Genomic DNA, 21,680 nt, shown 5'->3' on the forward strand with positions numbered 1-21,680 from the left:
GGATCAGCTCTCGGCGGGCGGGGCCAGGGCGACGTCGACGGTCAGCGGACCCTCGCCGGCGACGACCTCCAGCGACGCGATCCGCCCGGCGTCGGTCAGGTCACCGCGCGCGGCCTCCACCAGCGCCACCTGCCCGGCCGGCGCGGTCACCGTGGCCGAGGAGACGTCGGCGCGCATCGACACCTTCGCGTCGGACTTGGCCTTGCGGACGCCGGCCAGCGCGCTGGCCACCGCCGGCACCACCGCGGGATCCCCACCCGTGGGCAGCTCGGACGCGGCCGGCCACGACGCCCGGTGCACCGAGCCCGCCTGCCACCACGACCAGACCTCCTCGGTGACGAAGGGCAGCACCGGCGCGAACAGCCGCAGCTGCACCGACAGCGCCAGCGCCAGCGCCGCCTGGGCGGAAGCCGCCCCCGGCCCGGTGCCGTACGCGCGGGACTTCACCAGCTCCACGTAGTCGTCGCAGAACGACCAGAAGAACGCCTCGGTGACCTCGAGCGCGCGGGTGTAGTTGTAGGCCTCCATCGCCGCGGTCGCCTCGTCCACCACCGACGCCAGCGACGCGAGCAGCCCCAGGTCCAGCGGCTCGGTGACCTGCTCGGCGGCGAGGTCCGCGGTGACCCCGAGGCCCAGCACGAACTTGCCGACGTTGAGGATCTTCATGGCCAGCCGCCGGCCGACCTTCATCTGCGCCTCGTCGAACGGCGAGTCCGCCCCCGGCCGGGCACCGGCCGCCCGCCAGCGCACCGCGTCGGTGCCGTAGCGCTCGAGCACGTCGATCGGCGTCACGACGTTGCCCTTGGACTTCGACATCTTCTTGCGGTCGGGGTCGACGACGAACCCGGAGATGGTGGCGTGCGTCCAGGGCACCGCGTCGAACTCGAAGTGCGAGCGGACGACGGTGGAGAACAGCCAGGTCCGGATGATGTCGTGCGCCTGCGGCCGCTGGTCCATCGGGAAGACGTGCGCGAACAGCTCCGGGTCGGTGTCCCAGCGCGAGGCCACCTGCGGCGACAGCGACGACGTCGCCCAGGTGTCCATGACGTCGGGGTCGGCGACGAACCCGCCCGGGACGCCGCGCTGGGACTCCTCGAAGCCCGGCGGCACGTCGGACGACGGGTCGACCGGCAGCGTGGCCTCGTCGGCGAGGATGGGCGCGGAGTGGTCCGGCTCGCCGGAGGGGTCGAGCCGGTACCAGACCGGGAACGGGACGCCGAAGAACCGCTGGCGGCTGATCAGCCAGTCGCCGTTGAGGCCCTCCACCCAGTTCTCGTAGCGGTAGCGCATGTGCTCGGGCACCCACTGGATCTCCCGGCCGCGGGCGATCAGCGCGTCGCGCAGCTCGGGGGAGCGCCCGCCGTTGCGGATGTACCACTGCCGCGTGGTGACGATCTCGAGCGGCCGCTCGCCCTTCTCGTAGAACTTCACCGGGTGGGTGATGGTCGTCGGCTCGCCGTGCAGGTCGCCGGACTCGCGCAGCATCTCCACCATCCGCTGCTGCGCGCTGAACGACGTCTTCCCGGCCAGCTCGGCGTAGGGCTCCGCCGGCACGCCGGACGGCGCGTCGGGGACCAGCCGGCCGTCCCAGCCCACGATCGCGCGGGTGGGCAGCTGCAGCTCCCGCCACCAGGTGACGTCGTTGAGGTCGCCGAAGGTGCAGATCATCGCGATGCCCGAGCCCTTGTCCGGCTCGGCCAGGCGGTGCGCCACCACCGGGACCTCGACGCCGAACACCGGCGTCCGCACGGTCTGGCCGAACAGCGGCTGGTACCGCTCGTCGTCGGGGTGGGCGACCAGCGCGACGCACGCCGGCAGCAGCTCGGGCCGGGTGGTCTCGATGAACACCGGGCCGTCGGAGGAGTGGAACGAGATGCGGTGGTAGGCGCCGGGGCGCTCGCGGTCCTCGAGCTCGGCCTGCGCCACGGCGGTGCGGAAGGTGACGTCCCAGAGGGTCGGCGCCTCCTGCGCGTAGGCCTCCCCGCGGGCCAGGTTGTGCAGGAACATCCGCTGCGCGGTGGCGCGGGAGGTCTCCGAGATCGTCCGGTAGACGTCCGACCAGTCGACCGACAGCCCGACCCGGCGCCACAGCTGCTCGTAGTCGCGCTCGTCCTCCTCGGTCAGCCGCATGCACAGCTCGACGAAGGTGCGCCGGGACACCGGCACCTGCTCCTTGCCGGGCTTCGCGGGGGGCTCGAAGGACGGGTCGTAGGGCAGCGAGGGGTCGCAGCGGACGCCGTAGTAGTTCTGCACCCGCCGCTCGGTGGGCAGGCCGTTGTCGTCCCAGCCCAGCGGGTAGTAGACGTGCTTGCCGCGCATGCGCTGGTAGCGGGCGACGATGTCGGTGTGGGTGTAGCTGAACACGTGCCCCACGTGCAGTGACCCGCTGACGGTCGGCGGCGGGGTGTCGATCGAGTACACCTGCTCGCGCGGCGCGGCCAGCGCCGCCTCCCGGTCGAAGGCGTAGGTGTCCTGCTCGGCCCAGCGGGGGACCCAGGTGTCCTCGAGACCGTCCAGGGTGGGCTTGTCGGGTACCCCGGCCCCGGCTCCCGGGGGCGTGGTGACCGGGGTGCTGGTGTCGGCGGCCATGGCCTCCATCCTAGGAACCCGGCGGCTGGCATCCTGGGGAGGATGAGCAGCGACCTGACCCGCGTCGAGGCGGAGCTGCTGGCGCGCTGGCCGGAGACGAGGCTGGAGCCCTCGCTGGGCCGCATCGCCGCCCTGGTCGACCTGCTCGGCAGCCCGCACCGCGCCTACCCCGTCGTGCAGGTGGCCGGCACCAACGGCAAGACGACGACGGCGCGGATGGTCGACGAGCTGCTGCGCGGCTTCGGCCTGCGCGTGGGCCGCTTCACCAGCCCGCACCTGCAGTCGGTGCGCGAGCGGATCGTGCTCGACGGCGAGCCGGTCGGCGCCGAGCGGTTCGTCGAGACGTACGACGACATCGCGCCCTACGTGCAGATGGTCGACGCCGCCGGCGAGCACCCGATGAGCTTCTTCGAGGTCATGGTCGGCATGGCCTACGCCACCTTCGCCGAGGCGCCGGTCGACGTCGCCGTCATCGAGGTCGGCATGGGCGGCACCTGGGACGCCACCAACGTCGTCGACGCGCGGGTCGCCGTCGTCACCCCGGTGGCCCTGGACCACGCCGAGTACCTCGGCCCCGACGTCGCCACGATCGCGGGGGAGAAGGCCGGGATCATCAAGGCCGACGCGATCGCCGTCATCGCCCGCCAGGAGCCGACGGCGCTGGACGCGCTGGTCCGCCGGGCGGTCGAGGTCGAGGCCGTCGTCGCCCGCGAGGGCACCGAGTTCGGCGTGCTCGACCGCACGGTCGCCGTCGGGGGGCAGCAGCTGCGGCTGCAGGGCCTGGGCGGCGAGTACGACGACGTCTTCCTGCCGCTGTTCGGCGCGCACCAGGCGCAGAACGCCGCGACCGCGCTGGCCGCCGTCGAGGCGTTCCTCGGCGCCGGGGCGAGCACCGGCACGATCGACGTCGAGACGGTGCGGGCCGCCTTCGCCGCGGTGCGCTCGCCCGGCCGGCTCGAGCGGGTGCGCACCAGCCCCACCGTGCTGGTCGACGCCGCGCACAACCCGGCCGGCATGGCCGCCACCGTCGACGCGATCCGGGAGTCCTTCGACTTCACCCGGCTGGTCGGCGTGGTGGCCGCGGTACATGGCAAGGACGTGACCGGGATGCTCGCCGCGCTCGAGGAGGTCTGCGCCGAGCTGGTCGTCACCCAGAACAGCTCGCAGCGGGCGGTGCCGGCCGACGAGCTCGGCGCGCTGGCCGTCGACGTCTTCGGCGCCGACCGGGTCAGCGTCTCCCCGCGGCTGCCCGAGGCCCTCACGGAGGCGATCGAGCTGGCCGAGGCCGGTCCGGACGACGCGCTCGGCGGCTCGGGGGTGCTGGTCACCGGCAGCGTGATCACGGCGGGGGAGGCCCGCACCCTCCTCGGCGGGCGGACGGCGTGACCGCGCCGGACCCGGTCCGCGCGGCGCGGGCGCTGCGCGGGGCGGCGGCGGCGGTGCTGGTGCTCGAGGGCATCGCCGTGCTGTTCGTGCCCCGCGCGATCGCGCAGACCGCGGCCGGGCTGGGCGGCGTCCGGCTGACGATCCTGCTCGTGCTCGCCGCCGTCCTGCTGCTCGCCAGCGGCATCCAGCGCCGGCCGCGGGGGCTGGAGATCGCCACCGCGCTGCAGGTGCCGCTGCTGCTCACCGGCCTCATCGACTCCGCGATGTGGTTCGTCGGCGGCGTCTTCGTCCTCATCTGGCTCTACCTGCTGCAGGTGCGCAAGGACCTGCTCGGCTCGCCGTTCGCCGAGCCGGCCGCCCCGCCCGGGGACGGCTGAGGCGGTGGGCCTCGACCGTGCCGTGCTGTTCCGGCTGGCGACCAGCACCCGCTGGGAGAGCACCGTCCGCGCGCTGCCGGGCGGTGAGCGGCTCACCTGGTCGGCGGCCTCCCGCTACGTGGCCGGCCGCGGTCGCACCGAGGCCCTGACCGCCACGGGCAGGCTGCTCGCCGCCGGTCGAGGAGTGAGCGTCGACGTCTTCGGCGAGCAGGTCACCGACGTGGGGACCGCCGAGGCGGTCGTCGCGGAGTACCGGTCGCTCGCCGCGGCGCTGCCCCCGCCGCCGGCTGACGCCTGGCTCTCGGTCGACCTGAGCCACCTGGCGCTCGACGTGGACCCGGCCGGTACCGCCGGTCGCCTGGCCGCGGTGGCCGCCGCCCTGCCGCCGGGACGGCGTGTGCAGGTCGGTGCGGAGGACGCGCGTCGCACCGACACGGTGCTCGCTTGCGTCCTCGACGTCGCCGGCCGCGGCCTGGCCGAACGGCTGGGCGCCACCGTCCAGGCGAACCTGCTGCGCTCTCCCGGTGACGCCGACGCCCTCGCCGACGCCGGCGTGCACGTCCGCCTGGTCAAGGGCGCCTATGTCGAGCGGGCGGGCGTCCACCGCTACGGGGAGCCCACCGACGTCGCCTACCTCCGGCTGGGCGCCCGGCTCGCCGCGCGAGGGGCGTGCTGGTCGCTGGCCACTCACGACGGGCGGCTGCGCGAGGCGCTCCTGCTGCTCGCGGGAGGGGTGGTGACCGTCGAGCAGCTCCTCGGCGTCCGGCCCGAGGTCCTCGACGAACTGGCCGGCCGCGGCGTCCCGACGCGTGTCTACGTCCCCTACGGCCCCGACTGGTTCCGCTACTGGATGCGCCGGCTGGCCGAGTCTCGCGGGGCCTGAACCCCAGGCGCCCGAGCGGCCCGCGGGAGAGGCCGTGCGTCGGTCCGGGTCGACGCCGTCACGGGTGTCAACCCAAGTTGACGGAAGGCGTCCCGTAGGCTGCCGCCCCGTGACTGATCGCACCCTGGTCCTCGTCAAGCCCGACGGCGTCGCCCGCGGCCTGGTCGGCGAGGTCGTCTCGCGGCTGGAGGCCAAGGGCCTGCGCCTGGTCGCCGCCGAGCTGCGCACCCTGACCCGGGAGGTCGCCGAGGAGCACTACGGCGAGCACCGCGAGAAGCCGTTCTTCGGCTCGCTGGTCGAGTTCATCACCGGCGGCCCGCTGCTGGCACTCGTCGTCGAGGGGCCGCGCGCCGTGGAGGCCTTCCGCGCGCTGGCCGGCGCCACCGACCCGGTCACGGCCGCCCCCGGCACCATCCGCGGCGACTTCGCCCTCGAGGTGCAGTCCAACATCGTCCACGGCTCGGACTCCGCCGAGTCCGCCGCCCGCGAGATCGGCCTGTTCTTCCCCGGCCTCTCCTGACCGGGTCCCTCCTGAAACCGGCTGGACCTCGCCCCCGGGGCCGCCGGTAGCGTCGCGCGAGTGGGGGAGGTCGTCCGGGCGCGGGGCCTGGTCAAGCGGTTCGGCTCCGCTCCCGCCGTCGACGGAATCGACGTCGACATCGCGCCCGGGGAGGCCTTCGGCTTCCTCGGGCCCAACGGCGCCGGCAAGAGCACCACGATGCGGATGATCGGCGCGGTCTCCCCGCCGACGTCCGGCGAGCTGCGGGTCCTGGGCATGGACCCCGCCGTCGACGGGCCGGCCATCCGCGCCCGCCTCGGGGTGGTGCCGCAGACCGACAACCTCGACCTCGAGCTCACCGTCGCGGAGAACCTGCACGTCTACGGCCGCTACTTCGGCCTGCCCCGGGCCACGGTGCGGCAGCGGGCCGCCGAGCTGCTCGACTTCGTCCAGCTCTCCGACCGGGCCGGCGACCGGGTCGAGCCGCTGTCGGGCGGGATGAAGCGGCGGGTCACCATCGCCCGGGCGCTGGTCAACGACCCCGACGTCGTCCTGCTCGACGAGCCCACCACCGGCCTGGACCCGCAGGCCCGGCACGTGCTGTGGGAGCGGCTGTACCGGCTCAAGCAGCGCGGCGTCACCCTCGTGCTCACCACGCACTACATGGACGAGGCCGAGCAGCTGTGCGACCGGCTCGTCGTCATGGACCGCGGCCGGGTCGCCGCCGAGGGCTCGCCGGCCGAGCTGATCACCACCTGGTCCACCCGCGAGGTGTGCGAGCTGCGCTTCCCGCTCGCCGACGGCGTGCCCGGGCCCGACGCGCACGCCGGGGCGCTGGCGCCCCTGGTGGCCCGCGGGGCCGCCGAGCGGGTCGAGGTGCTCCCCGACCGGCTGCTGCTCTACACCGCCGACGGCGACGCCGCGCTGTCCGCGGCGCTCGCCGAGGGCGTCCGGCCGGTGTCCTCGCTGGTGCGGCGCAGCTCGCTGGAGGACGTCTTCCTGCGCCTCACCGGCCGGACCCTGGTCGACTGACGTGCCCGGTCCCGCCGCCTGGTCGCTGTTCCTGCAGCGGCTGACCGCCCACCGGCACCACTGGCGCAGCGCCGCGGTCGGCAGCGTGCTCGAGCCGGTGCTCTTCCTCGCCGCCATGGGCCTGACGCTGGGCACGCTGGTCGACCGGGGACCGGGGCTGCCCGGCGGCGTCGGCTACCTCGCCTTCCTCGCGCCGGGCCTGCTGGTGGCCGCGGCGATGCAGACGGCCACCGGCGAGTCGAGCTACCCGGTGCTCGGGGCCATCAAGTGGGACCGCACCTACGACGCGGTGCTGGCCACACCCGCCCGCCCCGCGGACCTGGTGGCCGGCCACCTGCTCTACGTCGCCTTCCGGGTGACGACGTCGGCCGCGGCGTTCCTCGCCGTGCTGCTGGCCTTGGGCGCCGCGCGGAGCCCGCTGGTCGTGCTGACCGTGCCGGTCGCCCTGCTGACCGGGCTGGCCTTCGCCGCGCCGGTCACCGCCATGGCCGCCCGGCTGGAGGAGGACGCCGCCTTCGCCGCCCTCCAGCGGTTCCTGCTCGTGCCCATGTTCCTGTTCAGCGGCACGTTCTTCCCGGTGACGCAGCTCCCGGCCCTGCTCGAGGGGGTCGCCCACGCGACGCCGCTGTGGCACGGCGTCGCCCTGGCCCGCGACCTGGCGCTGGGCACGGCCGGGGCCGGCGCGGCGCTGCTGCACGTCGGCTACCTGGCGCTGTGGACCGTCGCCGGCACGCTGCTGGCCAAGCGCGCGCTGGCCCGGCGGCTGGTCCGGTGAGCGTCCTCCCGTCAGGGGCGCGGTCGAGGGCGGCGCGGTCGCCGTCCCTGCTGCTGGGCGTCGTGCCGCTGTACCCGCTCTCGCCGCGGCGGGCCGGCACGCTGGTGCACCGCAACCTGCTGGTGGCCCGCCGCAGCTGGGTGGTGTTCGCCTCTGGCTTCTTCGAGCCGTTCTTCTACCTGCTGTCCATCGGCGTCGGCATCGGCGGCCTGGTGGGCGACGTCGTCACCGACGGCGGCACCGCGCTGAGCTACCGCCAGTTCGTGGCGCCGGCGCTGATGGCCTCGGCGGCGATGAACGGCGCGGTCTACGACGCCGTCTTCAACCTGTACTTCAAGCTGCGCTACGCCAAGCTCTACGACGCCGTGCTGGCCACCCCGGTCTCGGCCGCCGACGCGGCGGTGGGGGAGACGGTGTGGGCGCTGCTGCGCGGGGCGGTCTACTCCGCGGCGTTCCTGCTGGTCATGCTCGTGCTGGGGCTGGTCGGCTCGTGGTGGGCGGTGCTCGCGCTGCCGGCCGCCGTCCTCATCGGGTTCGCCTTCGCCGCGGTGGGCCTGGCTGCGACCACCTTCCTGCGCGGCTGGCAGGACTTCGAGTTCGTGCAGCTCGCCGTCCTGCCGCTGTTCCTGTTCTCCACGACCTTCTACCCGCTGTCGACCTACCCGCGGCCGCTGCAGGTGGTGGTGGAGTGGACGCCGCTCTACCACGGCATCGAGCTGGTCCGGGGCCTGGTGACCGGCGCCGTCGGCCGGCCCCTGCTGGTGTCGGTGGCCTACCTGCTGGTCATGGGCCTGGCCGGCCTCGCGCTGGGTGCCCGGCGGCTGGAGCGCCTGCTGCTCCGGTGACGGACCTCTGGGAGCTCCTTCATCAGGCGACCGCGGCGGGCAGGGGCCGGCCGCCGCGCAGCAGCTCCTCGACGGTGGCGGCCGGCACCGGGGAGCCGAACAGGTGGCCCTGCGCGGCGTCGCAGCCGAGTGTGCGCAGCGCGGCCAGCTGCCCGGGCTCCTCGACGCCCTCGGCGACGACCTGCAGCCCGAGGCTGGCGCCGAGGGCGATGACCACGTCGGCCAGGGAGCCGGCCGCCGCGCCGGCGGCCAGCAGCGCCACCGCCGACGCGTCGATCTTCAGCCGGTCCAGCGGCAGGTCCTGCAGCCGGGACAGCGACGAGGACCCGGTGCCGAAGTCGTCGATGGCGACGTGCACGCCGAGCGCCCGGACGTCGCGGATGCCGGTGGCGGCGTCGGGCCCGGCGGCCACGGCCTCGGGCACCTCGATCTCCAGCCGGGCGGGGTCGACGCCGGCGTCCCGGGTGGCGGCGGCGAGGGTGACGGCGAGGTCGCCGGTGGTCAGCCGGCGGGCCGAGACGTTGACCGCCATGCGCAGCGCGGGCAGGCCGGCGTCGTCCCAGGCGCGCAGCTGCCCGCAGGCCTGGGCGATCACCCAGTCGTCGATGGCGTCGATGACGCCGGTGGCCTCCGCGACCGGGATGAAGCCGGCCGGCTCGACCAGCCCGCGGCTGGCCGACTGCCACCGCGCCAGCGCCTCGACGCCGGTCACCGTCCCCGAGTGCAGGTCGACCTGCGGCTGGTAGAGGACCCGCAGCTCCCCGTTGCCGACGGCGGCCCGCAGGTCGCGCACCAGCTCGTCCTGCGCGGCGGCCTCCTCGCGCATGCCCCGCTCGTACACCCGCACCCGGTTCTTGCCGCCGGACTTGGCCACGTACATCGCCAGGTCGGCGTCGCGCAGGAGGGCGTCCATGGCGCGGGGGTCGGCGGGGTCGGTGAACGCGACCCCCACGCTGCCGCTGACGGTGAAGTGCGCGTCGCCGAAGGAGATCGGCTCCTGCAGCGTGCGCAGCAGCCGCTCGGCGACGGTGACCACGTCGCGGCGGCCCTCGACGTCCTGCATGAGCAGGACGAACTCGTCGCCGCCCAGCCGGGCCACGGTGTCGGCCGGGCGCACGCAGGACTCCAGCCGCCGCGCGACCGCGGTGAGCACGGCGTCGCCGGCCTCGTGCCCGCACATGTCGTTGACGGCCTTGAAGTCGTCGAGGTCGAGCAGCAGGACGGCGTGCCGGCGGACCCGGCGGTCGGCGAGGGCGTGCTCGAGCCGGTCCTGCATGAGCGCCCGGTTGGCCAGCCCGGTGAGCGGGTCGTGCAGGGCCATCCGGGCCAGCTCGCGGGCCTGCTCCTCGAGCTGGCGGGCCGTCGCGCGGGCTTCGGCCTCGGCGCGCTTGCGCCCGGTGATGTCGCGGGCGATCCCGGCCACCTCGGTGACGGTGCCGTCCTCGGCGCAGATGGCGGAGAAGGTGACCAGGGCGTCGAACTCCGTGCCGTCGCGCCGCCGCTGCCGCCGCTCCACCGAGCTGCCGCTGCCGGCCAGGGCGGTCAGGTCGGCGGCGGACTCGTCGCCGGCCCGCAGCACGGACACGTGCCGGCCGATGACGTCGTCGGCCGGCCAGCCGTAGAGCCGTGTGGCGCCGGGGTTCCAGCTGGTGATCCGCCCGTCGGGGGTGACGGTGGCGACGGCGTCGTCGGTGGACTGGACGACGGCGGCCAGCCGGGCCAGCTCGTCGCGCTGTGCGCGCAGCTCACAGGTGCGCTCGGCGACCAGCTGCTCGATCCGCTCCCGCCGGTCGTCGAACCGGCGCCAGGCCACGAGGCAGGCCCAGCTCTCCAGCAGCACGAACGCCGCGTGCAGGGAGGCCATGGGCAGCGGCGCCACGTCGTGGGCGAACACCGCGTGCGGGACCAGGGTGCCGAGCACGAAGTGGTGAACGCCCACGAAGCCGACGGCGAGCAGGAACGGCGCCCGCGCGGCGTACAGGGCGGCCAGCGGGAGCAGGGCGAAGAAGAGGAAGTGCGCCTCGGTCGCCCCGCCGGACAGCTGCACGCCGAGCGCCGCGGCGGTCATGAGCCCGAGCGCGGCGGCCGCGGCCCGGGTGCTGCGGCGCAGGAGCGTCGTCCCCGCGAGCAGGGTCAGCCCCAGCAGAGGGGCGGTGCACAGGGCCGCCGTCAGCGGTCCGGAGCCGCGCAGCAGCGCGTAGACGGGGACGGCCACCACCAGCACGGTCAGTGCGCGCAGGACGACGCCGTGGTGGGCCGCCCACTGCTCGGGGGGCATCGCCCGGCCCCGGGGCAGGGGCAGTGCCTCCCGGCCCCGGGGCAGCGCCGCCCGGCCGCGGGGCAGCGCCGCCCGGCCGCGAGGCAGCGCCGCCCGGCCGCGGGACAGTGCCGCCCGGCCGCGGGACAGTGCCGCCCGGCCGCGGGACAGGGAAAGCGGGAGTGGGCCTCGGGGTCGGGAGCCGGCGGCGCCCGCGTCCCCCCGGAGCGCGGCGTCGCCCGGAGGGATGACGCCCTCCGGCACGGTCCTGGTCGAGGCGCGCTCGGGCATGCTCCCCCTGAGACGGTCCTGCTGGTGACCGTCAGTGTACGGGCGCGCACGCACAGGTGCTGGTTGGCGCGAGGGTCCGGAACCCGGCGTGGCGTCTACCCTGGACCGGTCATGTGTGGACAGAGCCTCTATCCCCGTCTCGAGCCGCTGCTGGCCCAGGTGCAGAAGCCGATCCAGTACGTCGGCGGCGAGCTGAACGCGCAGGTCAAGGCGTGGGACGACGTCGCCGTGCACTGGGCGCTCATGTACCCCGACGCCTACGAGGTGGGGCTGCCCAACCAGGGCCTGATGATCCTGTACGAGGTGCTCAACGAGCGCCCCGACACCCTCGCCGAGCGCACCTACGCCGTCTGGCCCGACCTCGCCGCCCTCATGCGCGAGCACGGCGTCGGCCAGTTCACCGTCGACGCCCACCGCGCCGTCGGCGACTTCGACCTGCTCGGCGTCAGCTTCGCCACCGAGCTCGGCTACACCAACCTGCTCGAGGCGCTCGACCTCGCCGGCGTCCCGCTGCACGCGGCCGACCGCGACGAATCGCACCCGGTCGTGGTGGCCGGCGGGCACGCGGCGTTCAACCCCGAGCCGGTGGCCGACTTCGTCGACTGCGCCGTCCTCGGCGACGGCGAGCAGGTCGTCGGCGACATCACCGACGTCGTCGCGGCGTGGAAGGGGCAGGGCCGCCCCGGTGGCCGGCTCGAGCTGCTGGCCCGCCTGGCGCGGGTGGACGGCGTGTACGTGCCGCGCTTCTACGCCGTCTCCTACGGCCCGGACGGCGGCATCGCGGCCGTGACCCGCACCCGGGACGACGTCCCCGCGCGGGTCGGCAAGCGCACCGTCATGGACCTCGACGAGTGGCCCTACCCGAAGACGCCGCTGGTGCCGCTCGCCGAGAGCGTGCACGAGCGGATGAGCGTGGAGATCTTCCGCGGCTGCACCCGCGGGTGCCGCTTCTGCCAGGCCGGCATGATCACCCGGCCGGTGCGGGAGCGGACGATCACCGGCATCGGCTCGATGGTCGACCAGGGGCTGCGCGCCACCGGCTACGAGGAGGTCGGACTGCTGTCGCTGTCCTCGGCCGACCACTCCGAGATCGGCCAGGTCGCCAAGGAGCTCGCCGACCGCTACGAGGGCACCAACACCGGGCTGTCGCTGCCGAGCACCCGGGTGGACGCCTTCAACGTCACCCTCGCCAACGAGCTGTCCCGCAACGGGCGCCGGTCGGGGCTGACCTTCGCCCCGGAGGGCGGCAGTGAGCGGATCCGCCGTGTGATCAACAAGACCGTGTCCAAGGAGGACCTGGTCCGCACGGTCACGACGGCCTACGCCAACGGCTGGCAGCAGGTGAAGCTCTACTTCATGTGCGGGCTCCCGACCGAGACCGACGAGGACGTGCTGGAGATCGCCGACCTCGCCGTCGAGGTCATCCGCGCCGGCCGGGAGGCCAGCGGCCGCAAGGACATCCGCTGCACCGTCTCGATCGGCGGGTTCGTGCCCAAGCCGCACACGCCGTTCCAGTGGGCCGGGCAGGCGAGCGCCGAGACCATCGACCACCGGTTGAGGGTGCTGCGGCAGGCCGTCAACGCCGACCGGCGGATCGGCCGCTCGATCGGGCTGCGGTACCACGACGGCAAGCCCGGCGTGATCGAGGGGCTGCTGTCCCGCGGCGACCGCCGGGTCGGCCGGGTGATCGAGCGGGTCTGGCGCGAGGGCGGCCGGTTCGACGGCTGGAGCGAGCACTTCTCCTACGAGCGCTGGACGCAGGCGGCCGCCGAGGAGCTCGCCCCGTTCGGGGTGGACCTCGACTGGTTCACCACCCGCGAGCGCACCCAGGACGAGGTCCTGCCCTGGGACCACCTGGACTCCGGGCTGGACAAGGAGTGGCTCTGGGACGACTGGCAGGACGCGCTCTCCGAGGAGGAGGTCGCCGACTGCCGGTGGACCCCCTGCTACGACTGCGGCGTCTGCCCGACCAACGGCACCGAGATCCAGATCGGCCCCACCGGGCGCAGCCTGCTGCCGCTCACCGTCGTCGGTCGCTAGTGGCCCGCCAACCCGAGGGGCCGCCCCCGCCGCCCACCGTGCAGAGGCTGCGGCTGCGCTACGCCAAGCGCGGCCCGCTGCGCTTCGCCTCGCACCGCGACCTCGCACGGACGCTGGAGCGGGCGCTGCGCCGCGCGCAGGTGCCGATGGCGTTCTCCGCCGGGTTCAGCCCGCACCCGAAGATCAGCTACGTCGGCGCAGCTCCGACCGGGGCGGCCAGCGAGGCCGAGTACGTCGAGATCGGCCTGGCGCAGCGGCGGGACCCCGAGCAGGTGCGGGCCGCCCTGGACGCCTCGCTGCCCGCCGGCGTCGACGTCCTCGAGTGCGTGGAGGCCGCCGAGGGCGGCGGCTCGCTGGCCGACCGGATCGACGCCGCGCAGTGGCGGATCGAGCTGCCCGGTGTCGAGCCGGCCGAGCTCGCCGCGGCGCTCGAGGACCTCCTCGCCCGCGAGGAGGTCCTCGTCGCCAAGCGCACCAAGAACGGCCTGCGCGACGTCGATGCCCGCGGCCCGGTGGCCTCCGCGTCCGCGGGCGGGGAGGCAGGTTGTGCCATACTGCACGTGGTCGTCCGGCAGGTGACGCCCGCCGTTCGACCCGACGACGTGGTGGCCGCTCTCGCTGCCGTCGCCGACCTGCGCCCGCCGTCGCCCCCACGGGCCGTGCGTGAGGCGCAGGGCCGGCTCGACGGCAGCGGGACCGTGGCCGATCCGCTCGGTCCCGACCGAGCGGCGAGCGCCCGCTGCCAGAGGGCGCACGCCGCGGTCTGACCGGCGAGCCCGGGCGCCCCTGCGCCGTCGAGCGGCACGGCTGCCAGACGTGACGCGCCCGACCGGCACGACCCGAGACCACTGCACCACCTGTAGACCACTGCACCACCTGAGGACCACTGCACCACCGCACCACCTGCAGTCCGGCCCCGGCCGCGGCGACCGCCGCCCGGGACCGACCCGAAGACTTCGCAGGCCGGGCTCACCGCCGCACCCCGTGCGGTCGCCCGGCCCGCCCAACCCGTGCTCCTGCGCGGCCGCCCGTCCTCCCGGACCGGCGCCCGGGAGCACCACACAGGAGGCGAGCCCTCGTGGCCGACCAGGACAGCGACACCACCGCGGACGAGACCGCGACCGACGACACGACCGGGACGGGCACCGCCAGCGGCACCCCGGTCCCCGCTCCGGCGGAGGACACCGCCGGCCCCGACACAGAGGAGCCCGGCACCGAGGGCCCCGGCACCGAGGGCCCCGGCACCGCGGACCCCGGCACCGCGGACCCCGGCACCCTCGTGGCCGACACCCCGCCGGCCGAGGCCGCCGAGGCCGCCGCCGTGGACGAGGCGCCGGTCGTCGAGGCGCCGGTCGTCGAGGCGCCGGTCGTCGAGGCGCCCGTCGTCGAGGCGCCCGTCGCCGCGGCGGTCGAGGCCGCGGCGGTCGAGGCCGAGCCCGAGGACGAGCCGGTCATCTCGCCCTTCGGCGCCCAGTTCAGCTCCCCGGAGCCCACCGCCGTCATCGCCCGCCCCCGGCGGCGCGCCACCCGGCCGGCCGGCGCGGCCGATCCCGGCTTGTCCGTGCCGCCCCCGCCGCCGGTCGCCCCCGCGATCCCGGCGTTCGTCAGCTTCGTGGCTCCCGCCGAGCCCGAGGTGCCGCCGGCGCCCCGCCGCCGCAGCCGCCGGCCGCTGCCGGAGTCCCCGGACGTGGACGACGCCGCTGCCCCGGTCGAGGAGGCCGAGGAGACCCCCGCGCCGCGCTCGCGCCGGAGCCGGTCGCGCCGCCGCGGTGCGGACGACGACGCCGCGACCCCGGCCGCCGACGAGCGGGACACCGCGGCGGTCGCCGACGCCGACGCCGAGGACGCCGGCGACGACGTCGACCGTGACGACACCGACCGTGACGACGTCGACCGTGACGACACCGACCGTGACGACACCGACCGCGAGGACGGCGCCGCGGGCAGCCGCCGCCGTCGCCGGGGCCGCCGGGGCCGTGGCCGCGGGCGCAACGGCGAGGACGCCGCCGAGGACGCCGAGACCGAGGACGACGACGAGCGGGCCGACGCGCAGGCCGACGAGGACGCCCCGGACGAGGACGCCGAGGACGAGGACACCGACGCCGACGAGACGGCCGAGGGCGAGGAGGCCGAGGGCGGCTCGAGCACCCGCCGGCGCCGACGCCGTCGCCGCCGCGGCGGGGAGTCCGGTGCCGAGGCCGCGACCGACGACGACGACCGTCCCGAGCGGGCCGGCCGGACCGGCCGCACCACCAGCGACGACGACGTCCGCGGCGTCACCGGGTCCACCCGGCTGGAGGCCAAGCGCCAGCGCCGCCGCGAGGGCCGCGACACCGGCCGCCGCCGGGCGCCGATCCTCACCGAGGCGGAGTTCCTCGCCCGCCGGGAGGCCGTCGAGCGCCGCATGGTCATCCGGCAGCGCGGCGAGCGCACCCAGATCGCCGTCCTGGAGGACGGCGTCCTCGTCGAGCACTACGTCACCCAGGCCCAGGCGACGTCGTTCGCCGGCAACGTCTACCTCGGCCGCGTGCAGAACGTGCTGCCCAGCATGGAGGCGGCGTTCGTCGACATCGGCAAGGGCCGCAACGCCGTCCTCTACGCCGGCGAGGTCAACTGGGACGCCGCGGGCCTCTCGGGCAAGCAGCGCTCGATCGAGCAGGCGCTCAAGTCCGGCGACAAGGTGCTCGTGCAGGTCACCAAGGACCCGATCGGCCACAAGGGCGCCCGGCTGACCCAGCAGGTGAACCTGCCCGGCCGCTTCCTGGTCTACGTGCCCGGCGGCTCGATGACCGGCATCAGCCGCAAGCTGCCCGACACCGAGCGGCAGCGGCTCAAGGACATCCTGAAGAAGATCGTCCCCGAGGACGCCGGCGTGATCATCCGGACCGCCGCGGAGGGCGCCTCGGAGGAGGAGCTCACCCGCGACGTGGCCCGGCTGCAGGCGCAGTGGGAGGTCATCTCGACCAAGGCGTCCTCGTCGAACAACGCGCCGACGCTCCTCTACGGCGAGCCCGACCTGGCCATCCGCGTGATCCGTGACGTCTTCAACGAGGACTTCGGCGAGCTCGTCGTGCAGGGTGACGACGCCTGGGACACCGTCGAGGCCTACGTCGCGCACGTGTCGCCGGAGCTGTCCGGGCGGCTGACCCGGCACACCGGCGAGGGCGACGTCTTCCGCGACCTGCGCGTCGACGAGCAGCTGGCCAAGGCGCTCGACCGCAAGGTGTGGCTGCCCTCGGGCGGCTCCCTGGTCATCGACCGCACCGAGGCGATGACCGTGGTCGACGTCAACACCGGCAAGTTCACCGGCTCCGGCGGCAACCTCGAGCAGACCGTCACACGCAACAACATGGAGGCGGCCGAGGAGATCGTCCGTCAGCTCCGGCTGCGCGACATCGGCGGCATCATCGTCATCGACTTCATCGACATGGTGCTGGAGAGCAACCGCGACCTGGTGCTGCGGCGGCTCACCGAGTGCCTGGGCCGCGACCGCACCAAGCACCAGGTCGCCGAGGTCACCTCCCTGGGCCTGGTGCAGATGACCCGCAAGCGCGTCGGCCAGGGCCTGCTCGAGGTGTTCTCCGAGCCGTGCGAGCACTGCCGCGGCCGAGGCGTGGTCGTGCACACCGAGCCGGTCGACGAGCGCCGCCGCGGCGGCAACGGCACCGGCGGCTCCGGTAACGCGGGCGGATCGGGCGGCAACGGCGGCCGGCGCGACCAGAACCGCAAGGAGGCCGAGCGCCGGGAGTCCGTGGCCGAGGTGGCCGCGCCCTCCGGTGGGGACGCCGCAGCCGACGGCAGCGGGACCGACGCGGCCGAGGGCGAGGGCCAGCGCTCGGGCGGCCGCCGCCGCGGGCGCCGCAACCGCGGCCAGTCCGGTGAGGAGCGCGCCGCCGAGGACGCCGCCGTGCTCGCCACCGCGTCGGGCGCCGTCGAGGACACGGACGTCGAGGACGTGGACGTCGAGGACGTGGACGTCGAGGACGTGGACGTCGCGGACGCTGCCGTCGCGGACGTCGACGACGTGTTCGTCGAGGTGACCGCCCAGCTGGGTGCCGAGGTGCCCGGTGCCGAGGTGACCGAGCCGCAGGCCGCGGAGCCGCAGGCCGCGGAGCCGCAGGCCGCGGAGCCGCAGGCCGCGGAGCCGGGTGGCCCCGTGCCGGCCACCGCGGGGCCGGAGCCGGTGGCGGCCGGACCCGAGCCGGTGATCGAGGAGCCCACGGCGGCCCAGCTCGTGGCCGACCCGGTCGTGCCCGAGCCCGTGGCCGACCCGGTCGTGCCCGAGCCCGTGGCCACCGTGGTCCCCGCGACCGAGCCGGCCGCCGAGCCGCCCGTCCAGCCGGCGTCCCACACGGACCAGGACGACGCGGACGAGGACGTCCCCGCGGGTGCCGGCCCCGACGACCCGGCTCCCTCGGCCGACCCGCAGGCACCCGGCGCCGTCTCCGGTGACGGTGCGGCGGGGACCGTCGGCGGGCGCCCGCGCCGCCGTCGCGCCGCCAGCCGCCCGGCGGGTCCGCCCGCGTCGTGAGGAAGGACCCCCCTGCCCCCCGCCACTCGCGAGCTCGCATCGGGACCCTGCAGGGGGGCCGCCGAGCAGCCGGGGCCGCGTTCGACCCGGTCCCGGCCGCTCGGGTACGCTGGTCGGGTTGCACCGCCCCGGTTCGGGCCCTGCCCGGGGCCGGGGAGGCGGTGCGGCCCGTCCAGCACCCGGTGCCCGCGCCGGGGTGCGTGCCGGACGCAGCGCGGGGCAGACAGCAGCGATCGAGGAGTCAGTGGTGTACGCAGTCGTCAAGGCCGGTGGCCGCCAGCACAAGGTGGCCGTGGGCGACCGGTTCACGGTCAACCGTCTCGCCGGTGAGGCGGGCGACACCGTCACCCTCCCGGCCCTGCTCCTGGTCGACGGCGAGACCGTGACCAGCGACGCGCAGGCGCTCGCGGGCGTGACCGTGACCGGCGAGATCGTCGGCCACGCCAAGGGCCCGAAGATCCGCATCCACAAGTTCAAGAACAAGACGGGCTACCACAAGCGGCAGGGGCACCGTCAGCCGCTGACCGACGTGGTCGTCCGCGACATCACGAAGGGCTGACGACGACATGGCACACAAGAAGGGCGCCTCGTCCTCCCGCAACGGCCGCGACTCGAACGCCCAGCGCCTCGGCGTGAAGCGCTTCGGCGGCCAGGTCGTCAAGGCCGGCGAGATCATCGTCCGCCAGCGCGGCACCCACTTCCACCCGGGTCTGGGTGTCGGCCGCGGCAACGACGACACGCTGTTCGCCCTGGCGCCCGGTGCGGTCACCTTCGGCACCCGCCGTGGCCGCAAGACCGTTTCCATCACCGCCGTCGAGGTCTGACGAAGGACCACCTCGCCCCCCGCCACTCGCGAGCTCGCGTCGGGACCCTGCGAGGGGGCCGTTCCAGTACGTCGCCAGTCACGAGCGCACGGGCCGGCCGGCCCGTGCGCTCGTCGGCGTTGAGCAGGCAGTGAGCAGGTAGAGCAGAGATGGCCGCGTTCGTCGACCGCGTCGTCGTGCACGTCGCCGCGGGCAACGGCGGTCACGGCGTGTCGTCCGTGCACCGCGAGAAGTACAAGCCCCTCGGCGGCCCCGACGGCGGCAACGGCGGGGACGGCGGCGACGTCGTCCTCGAGGTGGACCCCAGCGTCCACACCCTCCTGGACTTCCACCACCACCCGCACCAGAAGGCCGGCAACGGCCGCCCGGGCGCCGGCAGCAACCGGCACGGCGCCCGCGGCGAGGAGCGCGTCCTGCGCGTGCCCGCGGGCACGGTGGTGAGCACCCCCGACGGCCGGGTCATCGCCGACCTCGTCGGCGCGGGCACCCGCGTGGTGCTGGCCTCCGGCGGCAAGGGCGGCCTGGGCAACGCCGCGCTGGCCAACCCCCGCCGCAAGGCGCCCGGCTTCGCGCTGCTCGGCGAGCCCGGCGAGGCCTTCGACGCGGTGCTGGAGCTCAAGAGCGTCGCCGACGTCGGCCTGGTCGGCTTCCCCTCGGCCGGCAAGTCCTCGCTCATCGCGGCCATGTCGGCGGCCCGGCCCAAGATCGCCGACTACCCGTTCACCACGCTGGTGCCCAACCTCGGCGTGGTCCAGGCCGGCGACGTCGTCTTCACCATGGCCGACGTCCCCGGGTTGATCCCCGGCGCCTCGGCCGGCAAGGGGCTGGGGCTGCAGTTCCTCCGCCACGTCGAGCGCTGCGCGGTGCTGGTGCACGTCGTCGACATGGCCACGCTCGAGCCCGGCCGCGACCCCGAGACCGACATCGACGCCCTCACGCACGAGCTGGCCCGGTACTCCGAGAGCGCGGCCGGCGGCGAGGAGCTGGACCTGGTCGGCCGGCTGCGCTTCGCCGTCCTCAACAAGATCGACGTCCCGGACGGCCGGGAGCTGGTCGACCTCGTGCGGCCGGCGCTGGAGGACCGCGGGCTGCAGGTGTTCCCGGTCAGCGCCGCGACGGGGGAGGGCCTGGCCGCGCTCGGGTACGCGCTGGCGGCCGCCGTCGCCGAGTACCGCGCGTCGCTGCCGTCGCCGGAGGCCGCCCGCGTCACCCTCACGCCCCGCGCGGTCGACGACTCCGGGTTCACGGTCGCCCGGGACCCCGAGGACGAGGGGACCTTCGTCGTCCGCGGGGTCAAGCCCGAGCGCTGGGTGCGGCAGACCGACTTCACCAACGACGAGGCCGTCGGCTACCTCGCCGACCGGCTCAACCGCCTCGGCGTCGAGGAGGAGCTGCTCCGGCAGGACGCGCAGGAGGGCGACACCGTCGTCATCGGCGACGTCGCGTTCGACTTCCAGCCCACCCTGCCCGCCGGCACCCCGGTCGCCGAGGAGACCGCCGGCCTCGGCGGCCGCGGCACCGACAGCCGCATCGACGCCCCGCACCGGGTGCGCGCCGCCGAGCGGCTGGCGGCCAAGAAGGCCCGCCGGGTGCCCTACGAGCTCACCGAGACCTGGACCGACGACGACCTGACCGACGAGGAGCTGCCTGCGGGGGACGACGCGTGAGCGCCCGCGCCGAGGTCGCCGGCGCCGGCCGGGTGGTGGTCAAGGTCGGCTCCTCGTCGCTGACCACGCTGCCCGGCGGTCTCGACGCCGCCCGGCTGACCGCGCTGGTCGACGTGCTGGCCGCGGTGCGCGCCCAGGGCCGCGAGGTGGTGCTGGTGTCCTCCGGTGCGATCGCCGCGGGCCTGGCCCCGCTCGGCGTCGAGGGCCGGCCGCGGGATCTCGCGACCGCGCAGGCCGCGGCCAGCGTCGGCCAGCTGCGGCTGGTGCAGACCTACGCCGACGCCTTCGACCGGCACGGCATCACCGTGGGCCAGGTGCTCCTGACCGCCGACGACCTCACCCGCCGCAGCCACTACCGCAACGCCCGCCAGACGCTGCAGCGGCTGCTCACCCTCGGCGCGCTGCCGATCGTCAACGAGAACGACACGGTCGCCACCGAGGAGATCCGCTTCGGCGACAACGACCGGCTCGCCGCGCTGGTCGCCCACGTCGCCCGGGCCGACGCGCTGCTGCTGCTCTCCGACGTCGACGGCGTCTACGACGGCGACCCGCGCCGGGGGCCCGCCCGGATGCTGGACACTGTGCGCGACCCCGCCGACCTCGGCGAGATCAGCCTGGGCACCGCCCGGCGCAACGGCGTGGGCACCGGCGGCATGGCCACCAAGGTCGAGGCCGCGCTGATCGCGGCGCACGCCGGCGTCCCCGTCGTCGTCACCTCCACCGCGCAGGCGGCCGCCGCGCTGGCCGGCGAGACGGTGGGCACCTGCTTCGCCGTCATGGGCCCCCGGCCGCGCACCCGGCAGTTCTGGCTGCGCTTCGCCACCCGCCCCCGCGGCCGGCTGGTGCTCGACGACGGCGCCGTCCGGGCGCTGCGCGAGCGCGGGGCCTCCCTGCTGGCCGCCGGGATCACCGGGGTGGCGGGGGAGTTCCTCGCCGACGACCCGGTGGAGCTGGTCGGGCCCGACGGGGTCGTGGTGGCCCGCGGTCTGGTCGCCTACGACGCCCGGGAGCTGCCGCCCCTGCTCGGCCGCCGGACCGGCGAGCTGGACCCGGAGTACCAGCGGGAGATCGTGCACCGCGACGAGATGGTGCTGGTGAGGCGCCCGTCCCTGGGCTGAGAGACTGCACGGCGTGACGATCCGCCCCATCCGCGAACTCGGAGACCCGGTCCTGCGCACCCCCGCCGACGCGGTGCGCGCCTTCGACCGGGAGCTGGCCGCCCTCGTGCGCGACCTGGTGGAGACCGTCGACCACCCCGGCCGGGCCGGCCTGGCCGCGCCGCAGATCGGCGTCGGCGCGCGGGTGTTCTCCTACAACGTCGACGGCGTCATCGGGCACGTGGTCAACCCGACGCTCACCGCGCTGTCCGAGGAGACCCAGGACGGCGACGAGGGCTGCCTGTCGGTGCCCGGGCTGTGGGCGCCCACCGTGCGGGCGATGCACGCCGTCGTCGAGGGGTTCGACGTCCACGGGGAGCCGATCCGGGTCGAGGGCAGCGGGCTCATGGCGCGCTGCCTGCAGCACGAGGTCGACCACCTCGACGGCAAGGTCTTCCTCGACCGGCTCACCGGCGAGGCCCGCAAGACCGCCCTGCGCGCGCTGCGCGACCGCTGCTGAAGGACCTCGTCCTGCTCATCCCTCGCGAGCTCGGGCGAGCCTCCGGACGAGGCCTTACGGTCGCTGC

General features: G+C 75.4%; 17 protein-coding genes. 15 read left to right on the forward strand and 2 right to left on the reverse strand.

Translation table 11 applies throughout. The features are described from left to right. Positions 1-3: 3 nt before the first annotated feature. Positions 4-2,589 carry a valine--tRNA ligase gene (valS, locus tag ACU616_RS15845; RefSeq protein ID WP_446759401.1) on the reverse strand — a complete coding sequence of 862 codons (2,586 nt, stop codon included), beginning with the start codon at positions 2,587-2,589 and terminating at the stop codon, positions 4-6. 42 nt (positions 2,590-2,631) lie between these two features. On the opposite strand from valS, the gene folC reads away from it, so the two are divergent. From folC to ACU616_RS15880, 7 genes are all read left to right on the forward strand, one after another. Further along, entirely contained in the window at positions 2,632-3,975 is a 1,344-nt protein-coding gene (gene folC, locus ACU616_RS15850) for a bifunctional tetrahydrofolate synthase/dihydrofolate synthase (RefSeq protein WP_446759402.1), read from the forward strand. Next, complete coding sequence (locus tag ACU616_RS15855) at positions 3,972-4,352, forward strand: DUF4233 domain-containing protein (RefSeq protein ID WP_446759403.1); 381 nt, start codon at positions 3,972-3,974, stop codon at positions 4,350-4,352. The genes folC and ACU616_RS15855 overlap by 4 nt, the downstream gene beginning before the upstream one ends. Before the next feature lie 4 nt (positions 4,353-4,356). Next, positions 4,357-5,235, forward strand: coding sequence for a proline dehydrogenase family protein (locus ACU616_RS15860; protein WP_446759404.1), 879 nt, complete (start codon positions 4,357-4,359; stop codon positions 5,233-5,235). Between the two features lie 109 nt (positions 5,236-5,344). Continuing rightward, a complete protein-coding gene (gene ndk, locus ACU616_RS15865; RefSeq protein ID WP_446759405.1) occupies positions 5,345-5,755 on the forward strand; it encodes a nucleoside-diphosphate kinase in 411 nt (136 codons plus the stop codon). Positions 5,756-5,815: 60 nt separating this feature from the next. Further along, entirely contained in the window at positions 5,816-6,766 is a 951-nt protein-coding gene (locus ACU616_RS15870) for an ABC transporter ATP-binding protein (RefSeq protein WP_446759406.1), read from the forward strand. 1 nt (position 6,767) lies between these two features. Then, positions 6,768-7,541, forward strand: coding sequence for an ABC transporter permease (locus ACU616_RS15875; protein WP_446759407.1), 774 nt, complete (start codon positions 6,768-6,770; stop codon positions 7,539-7,541). Beyond that, on the forward strand, positions 7,538-8,386 hold the full coding sequence (locus ACU616_RS15880) for an ABC transporter permease (protein ID WP_446759408.1): 849 nt from the start codon (positions 7,538-7,540) through the stop codon (positions 8,384-8,386). Before ACU616_RS15875 ends, ACU616_RS15880 begins: the two co-directional genes overlap by 4 nt. 22 nt (positions 8,387-8,408) lie before the next feature. Here the strand turns inward: ACU616_RS15880 and ACU616_RS15885 are convergent, their stop codons facing one another. After that, positions 8,409-10,664, reverse strand: coding sequence for a putative bifunctional diguanylate cyclase/phosphodiesterase (locus ACU616_RS15885; protein WP_446759409.1), 2,256 nt, complete (start codon positions 10,662-10,664; stop codon positions 8,409-8,411). A 381-nt stretch (positions 10,665-11,045) separates the two neighbouring features. On the opposite strand from ACU616_RS15885, the gene ACU616_RS15890 reads away from it, so the two are divergent. From ACU616_RS15890 to def, 8 genes are all read left to right on the forward strand, one after another. Beyond that, positions 11,046-12,974 (forward strand): TIGR03960 family B12-binding radical SAM protein, encoded by a 1,929-nt coding sequence (locus tag ACU616_RS15890; RefSeq protein ID WP_446759410.1) that lies wholly within the window; start codon positions 11,046-11,048, stop codon positions 12,972-12,974. Next, the gene (locus ACU616_RS15895; RefSeq protein WP_446759411.1) at positions 12,974-13,741 is read left to right on the forward strand and encodes a TIGR03936 family radical SAM-associated protein; all 768 of its coding nucleotides are present in this window, start codon (positions 12,974-12,976) and stop codon (positions 13,739-13,741) included. Before ACU616_RS15890 ends, ACU616_RS15895 begins: the two co-directional genes overlap by 1 nt. A gap of 311 nt (positions 13,742-14,052) precedes the next feature. Continuing rightward, entirely contained in the window at positions 14,053-17,505 is a 3,453-nt protein-coding gene (locus ACU616_RS15900) for an Rne/Rng family ribonuclease (RefSeq protein WP_446759412.1), read from the forward strand. Between the two features lie 247 nt (positions 17,506-17,752). Next, a complete protein-coding gene (gene rplU, locus ACU616_RS15905) occupies positions 17,753-18,064 on the forward strand; it encodes a 50S ribosomal protein L21 (protein WP_446759413.1) in 312 nt (103 codons plus the stop codon). 7 nt (positions 18,065-18,071) lie between these two features. Then, on the forward strand, positions 18,072-18,329 hold the full coding sequence (gene rpmA / locus ACU616_RS15910) for a 50S ribosomal protein L27 (RefSeq protein WP_446759414.1): 258 nt from the start codon (positions 18,072-18,074) through the stop codon (positions 18,327-18,329). 149 nt (positions 18,330-18,478) lie between these two features. Then, on the forward strand, positions 18,479-19,996 hold the full coding sequence (gene obgE, locus ACU616_RS15915) for a GTPase ObgE (RefSeq protein WP_446759415.1): 1,518 nt from the start codon (positions 18,479-18,481) through the stop codon (positions 19,994-19,996). After that, complete coding sequence (gene proB / locus ACU616_RS15920) at positions 19,993-21,114, forward strand: glutamate 5-kinase (RefSeq protein WP_446759416.1); 1,122 nt, start codon at positions 19,993-19,995, stop codon at positions 21,112-21,114. Before obgE ends, proB begins: the two co-directional genes overlap by 4 nt. Positions 21,115-21,127: 13 nt before the next feature. Continuing rightward, positions 21,128-21,613 carry a peptide deformylase gene (gene def / locus ACU616_RS15925; RefSeq protein WP_446759417.1) on the forward strand — a complete coding sequence of 162 codons (486 nt, stop codon included), beginning with the start codon at positions 21,128-21,130 and terminating at the stop codon, positions 21,611-21,613. Positions 21,614-21,680 lie beyond the last annotated feature (67 nt).

The organism is Geodermatophilus sp. URMC 62 (assembly GCF_052931475.1).

Coding starts and splice junctions, on each gene's coding strand:
- valS (WP_446759401.1), bottom strand. CDS start 2,589: ATGGCCGCCGACACCAGCACCCCGGTCACCACGCCCCCGGGAGCCGGG.
- folC (WP_446759402.1), top strand. CDS start 2,632: ATGAGCAGCGACCTGACCCGCGTCGAGGCGGAGCTGCTGGCGCGCTGG.
- ACU616_RS15885 (WP_446759409.1), bottom strand. CDS start 10,664: ATGCCCCCCGAGCAGTGGGCGGCCCACCACGGCGTCGTCCTGCGCGCA.
- ACU616_RS15890 (WP_446759410.1), top strand. CDS start 11,046: ATGTGTGGACAGAGCCTCTATCCCCGTCTCGAGCCGCTGCTGGCCCAG.
- rpmA (WP_446759414.1), top strand. CDS start 18,072: ATGGCACACAAGAAGGGCGCCTCGTCCTCCCGCAACGGCCGCGACTCG.
- obgE (WP_446759415.1), top strand. CDS start 18,479: ATGGCCGCGTTCGTCGACCGCGTCGTCGTGCACGTCGCCGCGGGCAAC.